Genomic DNA, 15,806 nt, shown 5'->3' with positions numbered 1-15,806 from the left:
TTTTTTTATCTTTGCAACGCAAACAGGAACAGCAGGAAAGAAATTAAAAATATTTTAAAATCACTCTTGCATATTTAAAATAAGGTTCCTACATTTGCATTCCCTTTCGAGGAGAATATCCTTGAGAAGTTTTTGTCCGATAGTATAAGGGTAGTACAACGGTTTTTGGTACCGTTTGTCTTGGTTCGAATCCAGGTCGGACAACTAAAATTTAATGTCGGATCATGTTTTAAATAGACATGATCCGATTTTTTTTAACCGTAAACTACACGAACCCATGCCATTGCAGTTTAACCCGGTAAAGCTTTTTTCCGGAACAGGTTCTAAGGGATTATCACTTAAGATTGCCGAACATTACGGTAAGCCGCTTGGTAGCGTAACCATCCACAAATTCAGCGATGGCGAGTTTCAACCTTCCTTTGATGAATCAATTCGTGGTAGTGATGTTTTTCTAATCCAGTCTACTTATCAGCCCAGCGATAATTTAATGGAACTTTTGCTAATGGTTGATGCTGCTAAAAGAGCATCGGCACATTATATTACTGCAGTAGTTCCTTATTATGGTTTGGCCCGTCAGGATAGAAAAGACAAGCCCCGTGTAGCAATCGGTGCCAAATTGGTGGCAAACTTATTAAAATCAGCAGGTATTCACCGCATCATGACGATGGATTTGCATGCTGCACAGATACAGGGTTTCTTTGATATTCCGGTTGATCACTTAGATGGATCGGTAATTTTTGTACCATATATCAAAAGCTTGGGCTTAAAAAACTTAACTATTGCATCGCCGGATATGGGCGGTTCATATAGGGCACGTACTTTTGCAAAGTTCTTTAACGCTGAGGTAATTATTTGCGATAAACGCCGTAAACGCGCCAATGAAATCGAATCAATGTCGATTATTGGTGATGTTACCGGACAAGATGTAGTATTGATTGACGATATCTGCGATACTGCCGGAACCCTTTCTAAAGCAGCAGCTTTAATTATGGAAAACGGAGCAGCAAGTGTAAGAGCAGTTTGTACACATGCAGTATTATCGGGCAAAGCCATAGAAACGGTAGAAAATTCGGTATTAACCGAACTGATTGTTACGGATACCATTCCGTTAAGACAGGAAAGTCCGAAAATTAGGGTGCTAAGTACAGCAAGTTTATTTGCAAGGGCAATTGCCAATGTAAACGAACATGGCTCAATTAGCGATCTGTTTAGAGTATAATGCAAAATGTTTAACGTATTGCGAAGAGTGCTAAAAACGCCAGCCGCAGAACGTGAAACCATAAAAAAGAGTTTAATTAAATAATAAATATAAAAATGAAAACAATCGCAATTAGCGGTTCTCCAAGAGAGAACGTAGGGAAACGCGATGCCAAGGAACTTCGTTACGAAGGTAAAGTTCCGGCGGTATTGTATGGTGGAAAAGAGCAACAACACTTCGCAGTGGTTATTGCAGATTTAAGAGATGTTATTTATACCCCGGATGTAAACTTTGTGGAGATTGATGTTAACGGTACTAAAACTAAAGCTATCGTAAAAGACACTCAATTTCACCCACTTACCGACGTATTAATGCACATCGATTTTCTTCAGTTATTCGACGAGAAAGAAATTGTTATGGAGATCCCGGTTAAATTAACAGGAACTTCTCCAGGTGTAAAAATGGGAGGTAAATTAATCCAGAAATTACGTAAACTTCGTGTTAAAGCGTTACCAGCTAACATGCCTCAAAACGTAGAAGTAAGCTTAGAAAAATTAGAAGTTGGAAGTTTATTCCGTGTTCGCGACCTTAAAGGCGAGAGCTACGTAATTACTAACACTCCTGAAGATACTATCGTTTCTGTTGCAATGTCTAGAGCATTAAAACAAGCAGAAACTGAAGCTGCTAAAGGTAAAAAATAGTACACTGATATCACATAATGTGATTACACAGTTTTTAAAAGCGGTGCAAAAGCAATTTTGTACCGCTTTTTCTATTTACGTGAGATAACCCTCATACGCTAAATACCATGCTCTTGCAAAGGTAAAGACTCCGAACTTCCTACTCCGAACTTTTTTCATCTTCCACCATCCAGCTTTCCCGCCCTCAACCTTTTTATTATCTTTGCGCCATGAAGTATCTCATCGTTGGCTTAGGAAATATCGGACCGGATTATGCACACACCAGGCACAACATTGGCTTTGATATTGCCGATGAACTGGTTAAAGGCCTAGGAGGTAGTTTCGATAATATTCGTTTGGCCTATTATTCGGAAGTAAGCTATAAAGGCAAAAAACTACATGTTATAAAGCCAACTACTTTTATGAACCTTAGCGGTAAGGCAGTAAACTATTGGATGAAGGAGTTAAAAATAGCTCCTGAAAATGTTTTGGTTGTAGTTGACGATCTGGCATTACCTCTAGGAAAGTTAAGACTTAAGCTGCAAGGCTCCAGTGCAGGCCATAATGGTTTAAAAAGCATTGAAGAAATGTGTGGCGGACAAAACTATGCACGCTTGCGTTTTGGCATTGGCAGCGATTATCCAAAGGGTAGACAGATTGATTTTGTTTTGGGCTTGTTTGATAAAAATGAACAATTAGAACTCCCTGCATTGATTGATAAAAGTGTTGAACTGATTAAAAGTTTTGTTACCATTGGGCCTGCTCACACCATGACAGCTTTTAATAAGTAAATTTTGAGGTTAATCCGGTAACTGTTTAAATCGCTTAACTATGCATGCTGTCATCCTGAGCATAGCAGAGGATCTTTTGTTAGAAAGTATATTCAACCTTCTACAGATAATAATTTTAACTTGTAAGTCCCTTAAATGCCTTATATGGTAGTATACAGAAGTGAATATCTCTATTTCGTTGAGCCATAATTGATGAAGATGCTAATGGGATTTTTTAATTAACTCGTAGGGGAGAAAAATCATTTGAAGCGCAATTGCAGAAGCTCTTTTGAATGTTCGCCCTGCTTTATGCTTGTAGTCCCGATTAGAAGGGAATCGGGAGCTACCGCGTCAATCAGGTCTATAAAGCAAAGTCTTTAATGCTATTAGGGGCTGAATAGCATAATTTTATATAGATTCCCTCTACGTATCCATGGTCTGTGTCCTCACAGACTATTCTGCATGAATTTAAATCTTTATCAGGACTACTTTCAAACAAAAAAAGACCATCTTTCGATGATCTTTTTAATGAATATATTTTTAGTTAATGATTATTTAACTTTTTCTTGAGCTCTTGCAATATAAGCATCAATTAATTGCGCTTCAGCACTTTCAGGATATTGCGTTTTTACCTTAGTATAGGCATCAACAGCACCTTTAAAATCATTTTGATTTTCATTTACCAAACCTAATTTCTTTAAAAACATTGGTGAAGTAAATTTGCTTGCTTTATCAGCTGCTTTTTTATAATAAGTGGCGGCTTGTTTGTAGTCTTTCAACTCACTGTAAGCATCTCCTAATAAACCTAAAGCCAATGGATCTGCAACCGGGCTGCCAGTAGCACTGTATTTGCTTAACGATTCGATAGCTTGTTTATATTCGCCTTTACGTAAATAAATGCCACCTAAGTAAAGATTTGCTAAATTTGCCGATTTTGTGTTGTCATATTCTTTTGCAATTTGCTCCAGGCCCGGGTAACCACCTTCACCTTTAACAGCTTTGTTGGATAATGAATCTACACCAACATATTGTTCTGCTTTGTACATTTTGCTGGCAGCTTCTTCTGCACGGCCTTTTAAATACACGCCTTGATACCAAAGATATATTAAAACTAATAAAACTACAGCACCTGCAATAAACAGTAAGCTTTTGTTATTCTCTTGTAAAAATGAACCTTTTTTAGATGGTTGAATTGTCTGGTTATCTGTTGTAGACATGTTTGTTTAAAAAATTTAAGATTGCAAAAATACATTTTTCAATCAAAGTATCAATCTTTATTTTGAAGTATTTGATTAAACATTAGTTATTTAGGCATGCAGAACTGTAAAATGCACAGCTCAATTACCGCAATAACCTAATTAGCGTGTTAAACCAGGTTTGGTTATCGCTAAAAATGCCCGTATGGTTTATCACCAGGTATACGGTTTGGCTTTCTGAGCGGCTTATGGTTGATTTAATTCGGATGGGTTGCCAAAATGCTCCGAAATTTTTGGCTGATGAGGCAGGAAATACATCATCGAAACCCATATAAACTTCTTCAATATGTGATAATGGAAGTTCCAGCTGCTCGTCTCCGGTAATAAAAAGTCCGTTGGAGGCCAATAGAATATTTCCTTCATGATTATGGATCGGCTTTAAAAACGAAAATAAACCAGCGATTTTTTTAATCCAGCTTGAACTTTTTTCATTGGTCAGTTCATGATCGTAAGACCATAGAACGTTTCCCTCTAACATTTTTTGTGCAACCATGTAATTTTACTTGCTATGAAAGTACAGTTTTTTTAAATGTTATTAACGTTTATTTTAAACAATGAATGTTAAGAGGTTAAAAAACGGTAAATTTGTGACATATTTATGTGGTTAAAAAAAATTACCCTTCTAAATTTCAAAAACTATACGGATGCAGATCTTCATTTCTCAGAAACTGTAAACGTTTTTACGGGTAATAACGGCTCTGGTAAAACCAATATGCTCGATGCCATTCATTATCTGTGTTTGTGCAAAAGTTACTTCAATCCAATCGATAGTCAGCAGATTAAAACCGGTGAAGAAGTGTTCATGATTCAGGGTGATTTCGACCGCAGTACAAAAAACGAAAAAATTTCTTGCGGCGTTAAACGGAATCAAAAAAAACAGTTTAAGCGCAATAAAAAAGAATACGATAAACTGGCCGATCATATAGGCCTGTTTCCTGTGGTAATGGTTTCTCCTTATGATGTAAACCTGATTATGGAAGGAAGTGAGGAGCGGAGAAAATTTATCGATAATGTGATTTCGCAAACAGATGCCCATTATCTCGATCAGCTGATTACCTATAACCGCATCTTGTTAAATCGGAATGCGCTGTTAAAACAGATTGCCATTACCCGGAAATACGACCCAACGTTACTCGAAATTTTAGATGAGCAATTGGTTTTTGCCGGCAATAAAATCTTTGCCATCCGTAAAGCCTTTATGGATGAGTTTATTCCGCTTTTTAACCAGTATTATACTTACCTTACCGAAAACAAGGAAACGGTTGAGCTCAACTATCAATCGCAATTGAATGAGACAACATTTGAAGAACTTTTAAAAAAATCAGTTGAGAAAGATCGCATCCTTGAGCGTACCACCACAGGCATACATAAAGATGAACTGGCTTTTGTAATTAGCGGTATGCCTTTAAAAAAGTTTGGTTCCCAAGGTCAGCAAAAATCATTTTTAATTGCTTTAAAACTGGCACAATACGCTTACCTAGCCAAAAATAAGGGTTTTAAACCTTTGCTTTTGCTGGATGATATTTTTGATAAGCTGGATGATAACCGTGTTCAAAAATTAATGCAAATGGTTTCCCACCATGATTTTGGGCAAATATTTATAACAGATACAGGAAGGGAAAGAGTGAAATCAATTTTTGAAGAAATAGAAGTTGATGTAACTTTGTTTGAAGTTGATAACGGAAATATACAAAATGCGTAAACCCAATGATGTTACAGTAAAGGATGCGATTAGCAAAATGCTCGATGTATACCGTTTACGCCGTAAGTTTGACGAAACTTCAATTTTATCGATCTGGCCTGAGATAATGGGAACTGCCATTGCAAATAGAACCAAACAGATCTACATTCACGATAAAAAACTTTTTCTCCGGATAGAATCATCCGTTATTAAAAACGAACTGGTTATGGTTCGTCAGGGCATTATCCAGAAACTTAACGAACATGCCGGTAGTGAGGTCATCAATGACATGGTTTTTTTGTAAGCAAAAATAAAAGGGCATTAGTTTTAAATTTATGCCCTTTTATTTTAGTGGAGATAAAGCTCCCGAATAAAGACTGTGCACTAGAGACTAACTTCTGCCTCCGCCAAAAATCTTTGATAAAATCCAGATTACGATTGCAACAACAACCACAACCACAATAACGCCTACCCAAACGCCGGCTTTAAATATACCTTCTACCAGTTCACAACTACTTAAGGTGGTGCATAAAAATGCGATCAGTACTAAAGGAAATGCTTTTTTCATATCAGTTAATTTGTAATAGCTAACATCGAAGGCTGAAGAAAGTTTTAGTAAATGACTTATTTGCCTCCAATTGCTTATCAGTGATGTTGGATGTAACCACCCGGTAAAGTAATGCAACATGCAATTCCAAGTACAAATTATTTAAAATAAAAAACGGCCAGATGTGAACATCTGACCGCAAATAATAAATTTAACTTCGGTGAACCTTCAGGTTCTTAGCCATTTATGACGGTTAACTGCAAATGTCCGTTCTTAAATTGCCTTAAAATTATTTTCCGTTCACTTTTAACAACTCAACCTCGAAGATCAAAGTGCTATAAGGCGGAATATCTGCACCTGCGCCACGTTCGCCGTAAGCCAGGTTATAAGGAATAAAGAATTTGTATTTAGAGCCAGCAGGCATTAACTGTACACCTTCTGTCCACCCCGGTATTACACGGTTAAGTGGGAAAGAAATCGGCTCACCTCTGTCATAAGAGCTGTCGAACTGTTTTCCGTTTAATAGGGTTCCTTTGTAATGAACCAATACCGAATCTGTTGCTACCGGTTTAACTCCTGTTCCTGGAGTTAAAACTTCATATTGTAAACCGCTTGCAGTTGTTTGCACGCCTGCACGTTTTTTGTTTTGTTCTAAAAAATCCTGTCCTTCTTTCATAATTGGTGCGTATTTAATTTTATTTGCTTCTGTTTCTGCTTTGTTTTTTACTGCAGAGGCTTTAGAAATCGCCTCATTTATACACTGCTGAGCCTGTTGTTGCGTAAGTACTACCTTGCCGCCACTAAATGCATCTTTCAAACCCTTTAATAATACTTCGTAATTTAAGGTAGATAGGCCGGTAGTTTTTAAGCCTGCACCAATCGAAGTACCGAAAGCATAACTGGTAGAATCTAATGAAGATTTTAACACGGTAAATGTTGAAGTTTTACTTGCTGTAGTAGGTTTCTTTGCGGCAGGCTTTTTTGCTGCTGTTTTGGTTTGTGCATAAGATGCAAAGGCGATACCTGATAAACATACCGCCAGAAAAATTCTCTTCATTGATTATTTATTTGTAACTAATTCCAACAGGTTTATTGTGGATTATTTTATGGGCGAAAGATACAAAATAGATAAAACAATAAAAGCCCGAATATTCGGGCTTTTATTGTAAATTTTTTGTGTAGCGAACTAGAAACGTTCGTCTGCTTTAAAAAAGAAGTTACCTTCAATTTCTGCATTCTCATCAGAATCTGAACCGTGAACTGCATTAGCATCGATTGATTTAGCATATTTCTTACGGATTGTACCTTCTGCAGCCTCAGCGGGGTTGGTAGCACCGATCAATTTTCTGAAATCTTCAATTGCGTTGTCTTTTTCTAAAATAGCAGCAACAATTGGTCCTGAAGACATAAAGCTTACTAAATCTTTGTAAAAAGGACGCTCAGCATGTACAGCGTAAAACTGACCGGCAGTTTCATCTGTAAGTTTGGTATATTTTAATGCAATGATTTTGAAACCTGCATTGGTAATGTCGTTAATGATCGATCCGATGTGGCCGTTTGCTACTGCATCAGGCTTAATCATGGTAAAAGTTCTGTTAGTGCTCATTGTGCTTTTGATATCAATTTTCTGCAAAAATACGTTTTAATTGATGAATAATCAACAGCCATTGTTCATGTTTAGGAGAGGCTTTGGCTATAATGCGACTGATATTGTTACTTTAAACTGCATTTCTATATTAAAAATACTTAGCTTTGCAGCGCAAAAAATATATGCTTACATTAACTGAATTAAAAACATTATTGGCTACGCCACAACGAATTGTGATCACTACGCATCACAAACCTGATGGCGATGCGATGGGTTCATCTTTAGGTTTATATGGATATTTAATTCAAAAAGGCCACCACGTTAAGGTAATCACTCCAACTGATTATCCTACTTTTTTACATTGGATGCCAAACAATGGTGATGTAATTATTTTTACCGAGCAGCAAGAAGAAGCCGCGAAGTTAGTGGATGAAGCTACGATCATTTTCTGCCTTGATTTTAATACCTTAAGCCGTATTAACGAACTCGGCGAATTGGTTAGGGTTGCAGGTGCTAAAAAAATCATGATCGATCACCATTTGGAACCTGAAGATTTTGATGATTACCGCCATTGGGATATCAATGCCTGTGCTGCTGCACAATTGGTTTACGATTTTATCGTAAATCAGCTGGAAGATAAAGCGGGCATCAATAAAGATGTGGCAGCCTGTTTATATACAGGTATTATGACCGACTCAGGTTCTTTCCGGTTTCAATCTGCCACCTCAGAAGTTTATCGCATAGCAGCAAATTTAATAGATTTGGGTGCAGAGCATTGGAAAATCCATCAACTCGTATACGATAATGCCAGTGAAAACCGTTTGCGCTTTTTAGGTTATTGTTTATCAAATAAACTGGAAGTATTAAGAGAATACAATACAGCCATCATTTCGGTTACAAAAGATGAACTTGCAGAATACCATAGTGCCACAGGCGATACAGAAGGTGTAGTAAACTATGCATTATCGATTAACGGTATCCGCTTGGCCGCCTTAATTGTTGAGCGTAGCGATAAAGTGAAATTATCTGTTCGATCTACAGGTGATTTTCCCGCAAATGAAATCTGCAAAAAATATTTCAACGGTGGCGGACATAGAAATGCAGCTGGTGGAGCGGCAGAAAAACCATTAGCTGATGTGGTTAACGAATTTAAATCGATATTAGCAGAATACAAAGAACAATTAATCGCCTAAGGGCAATAAATAAACACAAAACTTAAAAAAGTCAAATTAATAAATGAAAAAGGGAATTATTATTCTAGCAGCAGCTACTTTAGGCTTAGCGGCATGTAAACAAGAAAAAAAAGGAGCTGGTGGCTTATTATATACCATTCACCACTCGGCAGGTAACGAAAAAATTAAAGAAGGTGATATCGTTAAAATGAATTTTATTCAAAAAAACGATAAAGATTCAGTTTTATCAAGCACTTTCGATAGCGAAACCCCTGCAGTATTTCCTGCACAGAAAAAAATGTATGCTGGTGATATGAATGATGTTTTAACATTGTTTGGAGAAGGCGATAGCGCAACTTTTAAGGTGAATTTGGATACTATGGCTTTCCATAGCAAACAACCAAAACCAGAGCAGTTTAAAAATGATAAATACATCACTTTTACTGTTAAAATTGAAAAAGTATTCAAGAAAAAAACTGGCGAAGCTGATTCTACTTTCAATAAAAGAGCAACAGAATTTTTCCAGGCTGATTACAAAGCTTCTTCAGAGAAAAAGAAAGCTGCTGAACCTGCTAAATTAAAAGCTTATTTAGACGATACTAAATTGGCTACCAAAACTACTGCAAGTGGTTTACATTACATTATTGAAGCACCAGGTAGTGCTGAAAAACCAGCTTTAGGTGATACCGTACTAATTGATTATACAGGTAGAGTAACTAAAAAAGGTAAAGATGGTAAATACAAAATCTTCGATACAAGTGATGAGAAACTTGCTAAAGCAGAAAATGAACTTAAACCAGGTAAACCATATGGTCCTCAAAAAATGCCAGTTGGCGGTACAATCCCTGGATTTACTGAAGCTTTACAAATGATTGGTAAAGGTGGTAAAATCAAAGTGATTATCCCTTCTAATTTAGGTTATGGCGAGCAAGGTGCACCACAAGTTGGTATCATGCCTTTCAGTCCGATTGCTTTCGATTTAGAAATCAAAGATATTATCAAAGGAAAACCAGCTGCAGCGGCTCCGGTAACAATCCCTGCTCCGGTAGTTAAAAAATAATCAGATAACTGATATACAAATCCTGCTTATTCATTTAAGCAGGATTTTTTTTGCCTTTTTTTTTGACGCTGAGCCAAGAAATATAATATCCTAAAGATTTATAAAAACTTAATATAGTCTATCTTTGTAGTGATGTAATAAAATAACTTAAATCTTCTTTATGAGGAATTGAAGTGGTTTTTAATAAATAAAATTAAATGAAAAAAGCAATTATTATGCTCTTAGCGGCAGCATTAGGACTATCTGCCTGTAACAAGTTTGAAAAGGGTGAAGGAGATATGACTTACAAGATCTATAAAAGTGATGGTAAGCCAAAAATTCAGGATGGCGATTATGTAAAGCTAAACGGAGTTCAAACAGTCGAAACCAATACCAATCCTGATTCGGTAATGGTTAATACTTACGATAATGAGCGACCTGCCTTTTTTGCCATTAGTAAATCCATGTTTAAGGGCGATTTGGCATCTGGGTTAAAGTTGCTTGGTGAGGGTGATAGTGCGGTTTTCAAATTGAATCTAGATTCGATGGAGAAATATTCCGGTCAGCCGAAGCCAAAAGGTTTAAAATCAAATATTGCTTCCTTTACAATTAAAATAGAGAAAGTATTGCATAAAGGAAAAGATCCTGATTCTATTTTTGATGCCAAGAAAAGATTGTTCTTCGAAGCAGAATATAAAGCGTTAAATGAGAAAAATAAGATTGTAGAGCCTACTAAAATAGCTAAATATGTTGAAGAGAATAAGCTAAAGGTAACCACCGCACCATCGGGCCTGCAATATGTAATTACTTCTCCCGGAAATTCAGAAAGAGCAACTTTAACCGATACGGTGGTGATGGATTATACCGGTCAGTTTACCAATAAAAAATCGAGTGGAGCATTAAATGTTTTTGATACTTCAGATGCAAAAGTGGCTAAAGAAGCTGGTATATATTCTGAAAATGTACAATACGCGCCGCGTAGTTTGCCATTAGGGCAATTGCCTCAAGGTGTTATCCAAGGCATTCAATTAATCGGTGTTGGCGGTAAGATTAAAATGATTTTGCCATCTAAACTTGGTTTTGGCGAAAACGGTGGTGGACCAATTAATCCATTTACGCCATTGGTTTTTGATGTGGAACTGAAAAAGATCATTAAACCGGGCGAAGGCTCTCCGTTAGCAAAATAATTAAGACCAGTATAAAAAAAAGCGCAAAGAACAGCATTGATTGCTGGTTTTTGCGCTTTTTTGGCAATAAGGATGGAATAAATTGCTGGTAAGTCAAATATTTGTTTAAATTAGATCAACAAAACATTCTTTTATCCTTATTGTCATTATGCGCTCAAGCTTTACCGTTTCATTTCCGGGTATTAAAAGTTTGCTAAATGGCATGTTTTTCATCCTGCCTTTTCCGCAGTTATGCCCAGTAGCTACAAAATTTATCCAAGGTTATCCCATTGATCAGTTAATTATCAGCCGATTACAAATTTTCGAAATCCCTATACTATCTATCTTCGTTAAAAACATAAATTTTCTGGCTTTTAATAATATGCCCGATATAGGTTTCTCAGCGTAGCTTATTCCAATCGGCTGCTTTGTTTTTCCCGTAATCTGGTAGAATGCTTAACGTTAAAACTAAACTTATGGAAACGATTAAGGTGTTTTTACTTAATGATCCTGATGAGCTGCTCGGCGGTGTTGAATTGATGCTGAGTGCTATTGAAGGTGTTATCATTGTAGGGAAAGCCAGTTCTGGTTTGGTTGCAATTCAATTGATTCGACAAAAATTACCGGATGTTGTTATTGTAGATGCCAGTTTATGTACAAAAAGTAGTACTGATTTAATTAAAACACTTAAAAGAGCGTTTCAAAAGATTAAAATTATTGTACTTTCTTGGGAGGATGATTTTACAGATATTTCAGCAATGATCAAATCTGGTGCTACGGGTTATCTTTTAAAAAATGTAAAATATCATGAATTGCATAAAGCAATAAATAAAGTATTACAAGGCCAAACCTATATACAACATTCCATAACCGCAAAGTTTATAAATGGTTACCAACGAGAAAATCACATTGAGGAACTTAATATTTTATCAGCAAGAGAAATTGAAGTGATCCGGTTGATTGCCAAAGAACATACCTCAGCAGATATTGGAAGAATGCTTTTCATTTCCGAGCATACTGTAGAAACCCACCGTAAAAATATTTGGCGTAAAACTGGTGTAAAATCGATAGTGGGTTTGCTAAATTTTGCCCATGAGCATCAGCTTATTTGAGGAAAAGTGCTGTGTCGTAATTATAAAATTTTCACGGTCAATCTATTGGGCAGAAATTTTTTTGATAGAGAAATCCTTAAACCGGTTCAAAGATCTCACGCGGTGTTTCGGTAGAAAAGACGATCTTTCTAATAGGATGTTTTTCAAAAAAAATGCTATTATGATACAATTTCCTGGAAATAATCGCTAAACCCAATCCTTAAATGGATTTATTGTTAAATTGGAATTATAATACTTTTCTTCTTCTGTAACTTCAATACTTACCCAATCGGGTATATCAAAAAAATCATCTTCGGTTTCCAGTTCAATTTCTGCAACGGTTAATCCTTTGTTATCGCCCGAAAACACGTCTACTTCCCATAATTTATTTTTAAAAGGAATTTCGTAACGAATTTTAGAAAGCTCGGATTTTGAGAAGTTATCTAACAATTCTACGGCTTCAGCTACAGGAATTTCATATTCATATTCCATTCGTGTAGCGCCAATTGTTTGTCCTTTTATGGTTAAAAAACCTTTGGTTTCTGTTGCTCTTACCCGTATGGTTTTGTCTTTATCAGTTAACAAATAACCTTGCCTAAATAGGTTTCCCTTTGGTTTATTAAGGTTATTCCACTTCTGTTGATCGACTAAAAATTTGCGTTCTATTTCTTTTCCCATTACCTCGCTCTTTTTTGCAAATCTGCTATTGGCATGCTAATCAGCCTTCCGATAGGTTGTTTGCCACGATAAGTAATTACACGCAACATACTGGCATCTTTCGGAACCTGCAATGCAGTTGTGTATTTAGGGTAAAAGCGATCGGGAGTAGAGTTATCGAAACTGTAATAAATATCCAAACCATCAATTTCAGGTGTTAATTCAATAATCAACTGTTTGTCGGCACTGCGTTTTACAGTAAAAATCGGATCATAAATGGCAGGAGAATATTTGATTTCGGCCAAATCCAAACGTTTGAAATGCTGTTCCGTACGGTCAACAAAATTTGTCCAGTTCTTCTTTTCAATCGGACTCCAAATCGACTCTGAAATGGCAAAAGCACGCGGCCAAAGCATATATTCTACCTGGCGGAAAGTAAAAACCTGCTCCGTCCACAAGTTTGCCTGTCCACCAATTACATATTGTGGGTTTACGCCCGCAGGCAACGGATTAAACTGATAAACTTTATTTAACCTCAATGAGGCATATACTTTAGGCTCGGTGATGGGATCAGCCTGCATGTAATCTAAATAAGCGTAATCAGTAGGACTCATCACCACATTATGTTTGTCATTTGCTGCCTGAATGCCATATTTCATTCCACGCCAGCTCATTACCGCAGCCGTAGGTGAAACCCCACCTTCTAGAATTTCATCCCAGCCCATAAATTTTTTACCTTTTGAAATTACGATCTGTTCTACCCGTTTTTCGAAATAGGCTTGTACCTGAGGAATCGTTTTTAATCCTTCGCGTTGCATTAAAGCTTTAACCTGATCGTTTTTCTCCCAGAAATTGTGCGAAGCTTCATCGCCACCCATATGGATATATTCGAACGGAAAAAGCTGCGCAACCTGTGTAAGTACTGTATCTAAAAAGCCATAAACTTTCTCATTAGCAGGGCAGAGCGTATTATCTACTAAAGCGATAGGAGGGGCACCACGACTCCAATCCATAATTTTTTCGCCTGAACGCACTTTGTAATTCACGGCATCGGGTGTGCATGATAATTCGGGATAGGAAGCAATAATAGCCAAACTATGGCCAGGAACATCTATTTCTGGTAAAATATTTACAAAGCGTTCTTGTGCATATTGAACCAGTTCCTTAATATCTTCTTGCGTATAAAAACCACCATAAGTACGTGGTTCATCAGCCGTTGGAGGAACAAAATCACCAAAAGTGCCGGTTTTTTTAACACTCCATGCACCAATTTCAGTTAATTTCGGCAAACCCTTAATTTCAATTCTCCAGCCTTCATCATCTGCAAGGTGCAAGTGCAACAAATTAAATTTATAGCGCACCATATCATCAATAAACTGCTTTACTTCCTGCTTGGTGAAAAAATGACGGGCAACATCAAACATAAGGCCTCTCCAACCTAATTTAGGATAATCGACCACATCAACACAAGGTGCTTTCCATTTGATATTGTTTACCAGTTCTTTACTCTCTATTTCGGCAGGAAAAAGCTGAAGCAACGATTGAACACCATAAAAAATACCCGCTGGTTGATTTGCGGTGATGACAACCTGAGTTGGGTTTACATTTAATTTATAACCTTCTTTACCTAACTGTGCATCTTCTTGTGCATTTAGAATCAGTTTGATGGTAGGATGGTTTGATGCGTTTACTGTACTCACAAATTTGCCTGTGGCGGTAGTAATGCGGTTAGTAAGGTATGCAATAGATTGTTTTAACTCTCCACTTTTGACGGCCTGTATGGTTATATTTTCGGGTAAGATGAAAGTTCCTGCCTTTTTCATTAAAGATACCGGTTCGGGAATAATGGCAATCGGTGTTTGTACAACTGCACTTTCGGCATCGCCGGTTTCAGTTTCTGTAATGATAGATTGAGCGAAAATATTGGCTGTAAAAAAACAGCATGAGATAATAAGGAATATTTTTTTCATTAAAATAATTAAAACGGGTTATCCGGATAAGTATAATTCGCAATTTATTAAAAAAGATTTAATTTGAGCAGTGAGAAATGAGCAAAACGTTGAGCGTATAGCGTTTGGAGCTGAAAAAAACTTATAAAGTTGACGTGAATTATTTGGTTTATTTGTCTGATTATCATTTTTTTATAAAATATTTCGTCATTGCGAGGCTGGATATGAGCGAGCCGAAGCAATCTATCATCTAATTTATTATTAAAAAGATTGCTTTACGCCTACGCAAAACGCCTTCTTCGGTTTGCTATGACGAAATTAAGACCCAAAACTCACGTTAAAGTTAATCTATTTTATTATTAAAGATTTGTCAGTCTGAGCGTAGTCGAAAACTTAATTGCTAAATCCGTCTACTCCGGATACTTCATTTCATTACCAATGACGGATAAAAAAAACGCTCGTCATTGGTGAGACACGAAGATAACCGAACCAAGCGAGTTCATGAATGCCTTTAAAAACATACGCAAAAATGAATAATCTTAAAGCTGGTAGCGATCGTTGTAAGATTGCTTCTTCGGCTTAAAAAAAGCCTTCTCAGCAATGATGATTTCTCGTAAACTACAAAAACTTCGTCAACCATTCTCTCGCCTTTTCATCATCCGTAAATGATTTCATGGGAATTGGAGGAATTTGAAACTTAAAAAGAATTTTCATAATCAATTGCGCCAAACCCGGTTTCGAAACCATCGCCATGGCCGTATAAATTTGGGGCAACTGCTCAGTCGAAAACTTGCGGGTTTCTTTATCCGGAACCGGAGAATTTTTTAAATAGATTAACAACGGAACTTTCTTGTGATTTGTAATTTCCTTAACCAATTTAACATTAGCCGAAATATTTTCTACCGTACGTAAAATACTTTTACTATAAGAAATTAATATCCCATCGTCGGTTAATAAATAATCGGCAATTTCGCCTTCAATCATGTGATTATCTCTGTCGTTTTCCATTTTA

At 36.7% G+C, this 15,806-nt stretch carries 17 protein-coding genes; 9 read left to right on the top strand and 8 right to left on the bottom strand.

The genetic code is table 11. From position 1 onward, the window contains the following. Nucleotides 1–277: 277 nt before the first annotated feature. From ASE74_RS10435 to pth, 3 genes are all read left to right on the top strand, one after another. A complete protein-coding gene (locus ASE74_RS10435) occupies nt 278–1,219 on the top strand; it encodes a ribose-phosphate pyrophosphokinase (RefSeq protein ID WP_055909454.1) in 942 nt (313 codons plus the stop codon). Between the two features lie 95 nt (nt 1,220–1,314). Further along, nucleotides 1,315–1,899, top strand: a complete 585-nt coding sequence (locus ASE74_RS10430; protein ID WP_055908243.1) for a 50S ribosomal protein L25/general stress protein Ctc — start codon at nt 1,315–1,317, stop codon at nt 1,897–1,899. A 209-nt stretch (nt 1,900–2,108) separates the two neighbouring features. Then, on the top strand, nt 2,109–2,669 hold the full coding sequence (gene pth, locus ASE74_RS10425) for an aminoacyl-tRNA hydrolase (RefSeq protein ID WP_055908240.1): 561 nt from the start codon (nt 2,109–2,111) through the stop codon (nt 2,667–2,669). A 530-nt stretch (nt 2,670–3,199) separates the two neighbouring features. Here the strand turns inward: pth and ASE74_RS10420 are convergent. Continuing rightward, on the bottom strand, nt 3,200–3,865 hold the full coding sequence (locus ASE74_RS10420; protein WP_055908237.1) for a tetratricopeptide repeat protein: 666 nt from the start codon (nt 3,863–3,865) through the stop codon (nt 3,200–3,202). A gap of 124 nt (nt 3,866–3,989) precedes the next feature. Then, complete coding sequence (locus tag ASE74_RS10415) at nt 3,990–4,397, bottom strand: hypothetical protein (protein ID WP_055908234.1); 408 nt, start codon at nt 4,395–4,397, stop codon at nt 3,990–3,992. 105 nt (nt 4,398–4,502) lie between these two features. Between ASE74_RS10415 and ASE74_RS10410 the strand changes: the two genes are divergently transcribed. Beyond that, complete coding sequence (locus tag ASE74_RS10410; protein WP_055908230.1) at nt 4,503–5,606, top strand: DNA replication/repair protein RecF; 1,104 nt, start codon at nt 4,503–4,505, stop codon at nt 5,604–5,606. Further along, nucleotides 5,599–5,889: a DUF721 domain-containing protein gene (locus ASE74_RS10405; RefSeq protein WP_055908226.1), complete on the top strand. Its 291-nt coding sequence runs from the start codon at nt 5,599–5,601 to the stop codon at nt 5,887–5,889. Before ASE74_RS10410 ends, ASE74_RS10405 begins: the two co-directional genes overlap by 8 nt. An 87-nt stretch (nt 5,890–5,976) precedes the next feature. Here ASE74_RS10405 and ASE74_RS24995 read toward each other — a convergent pair whose 3' ends face one another. The 3 genes from ASE74_RS24995 to ASE74_RS10390 form a co-directional block, all read right to left on the bottom strand. Further along, entirely contained in the window at nt 5,977–6,153 is a 177-nt protein-coding gene (locus ASE74_RS24995) for a hypothetical protein (RefSeq protein WP_200912294.1), read from the bottom strand. Between the two features lie 268 nt (nt 6,154–6,421). Further along, the gene (locus tag ASE74_RS10395; RefSeq protein ID WP_055908220.1) at nt 6,422–7,189 is read right to left on the bottom strand and encodes an FKBP-type peptidyl-prolyl cis-trans isomerase; all 768 of its coding nucleotides are present in this window, start codon (nt 7,187–7,189) and stop codon (nt 6,422–6,424) included. Between the two features lie 129 nt (nt 7,190–7,318). Next, on the bottom strand, nt 7,319–7,738 hold the full coding sequence (locus tag ASE74_RS10390) for a nucleoside-diphosphate kinase (protein WP_055908217.1): 420 nt from the start codon (nt 7,736–7,738) through the stop codon (nt 7,319–7,321). Between the two features lie 164 nt (nt 7,739–7,902). Between ASE74_RS10390 and ASE74_RS10385 the strand changes: the two genes are divergently transcribed. The 4 genes from ASE74_RS10385 (at nt 7,903) to ASE74_RS10365 (ending at nt 12,209) form a co-directional block, all read left to right on the top strand. Then, nucleotides 7,903–8,913: a bifunctional oligoribonuclease/PAP phosphatase NrnA gene (locus tag ASE74_RS10385; protein ID WP_055908215.1), complete on the top strand. Its 1,011-nt coding sequence runs from the start codon at nt 7,903–7,905 to the stop codon at nt 8,911–8,913. Nucleotides 8,914–8,956: 43 nt separating this feature from the next. Continuing rightward, on the top strand, nt 8,957–9,952 hold the full coding sequence (locus tag ASE74_RS10380) for an FKBP-type peptidyl-prolyl cis-trans isomerase (RefSeq protein WP_055908210.1): 996 nt from the start codon (nt 8,957–8,959) through the stop codon (nt 9,950–9,952). Between the two features lie 197 nt (nt 9,953–10,149). Further along, complete coding sequence (locus ASE74_RS10375) at nt 10,150–11,118, top strand: FKBP-type peptidyl-prolyl cis-trans isomerase (RefSeq protein WP_055908206.1); 969 nt, start codon at nt 10,150–10,152, stop codon at nt 11,116–11,118. Between the two features lie 455 nt (nt 11,119–11,573). Further along, nucleotides 11,574–12,209: a response regulator transcription factor gene (locus ASE74_RS10365; protein WP_162235806.1), complete on the top strand. Its 636-nt coding sequence runs from the start codon at nt 11,574–11,576 to the stop codon at nt 12,207–12,209. A gap of 186 nt (nt 12,210–12,395) precedes the next feature. Here ASE74_RS10365 and ASE74_RS10355 read toward each other — a convergent pair whose 3' ends face one another. The 3 genes from ASE74_RS10355 to ASE74_RS10345 all read right to left on the bottom strand — a co-directional run bounded on the left by ASE74_RS10355 (nt 12,396) and on the right by ASE74_RS10345 (nt 15,802). Next, the gene (locus ASE74_RS10355; protein WP_055908194.1) at nt 12,396–12,866 is read right to left on the bottom strand and encodes a CYTH domain-containing protein; all 471 of its coding nucleotides are present in this window, start codon (nt 12,864–12,866) and stop codon (nt 12,396–12,398) included. After that, the gene (locus ASE74_RS10350; RefSeq protein ID WP_055908190.1) at nt 12,866–14,815 is read right to left on the bottom strand and encodes a beta-N-acetylhexosaminidase; all 1,950 of its coding nucleotides are present in this window, start codon (nt 14,813–14,815) and stop codon (nt 12,866–12,868) included. Before ASE74_RS10350 ends, ASE74_RS10355 begins: the two co-directional genes overlap by 1 nt. 597 nt (nt 14,816–15,412) lie before the next feature. Further along, nucleotides 15,413–15,802 (bottom strand): STAS/SEC14 domain-containing protein, encoded by a 390-nt coding sequence (locus ASE74_RS10345; RefSeq protein ID WP_055908188.1) that lies wholly within the window; start codon nt 15,800–15,802, stop codon nt 15,413–15,415. Nucleotides 15,803–15,806: the final 4 nt, after the last annotated feature.

Origin of the sequence: Pedobacter sp. Leaf216 (assembly GCF_001421515.1) — a bacterium.
Taxonomy (GTDB): Bacteria; Bacteroidota; Bacteroidia; order Sphingobacteriales; family Sphingobacteriaceae; genus Pedobacter.
This window is presented reverse-complemented; position numbering and strand designations above follow the sequence as displayed.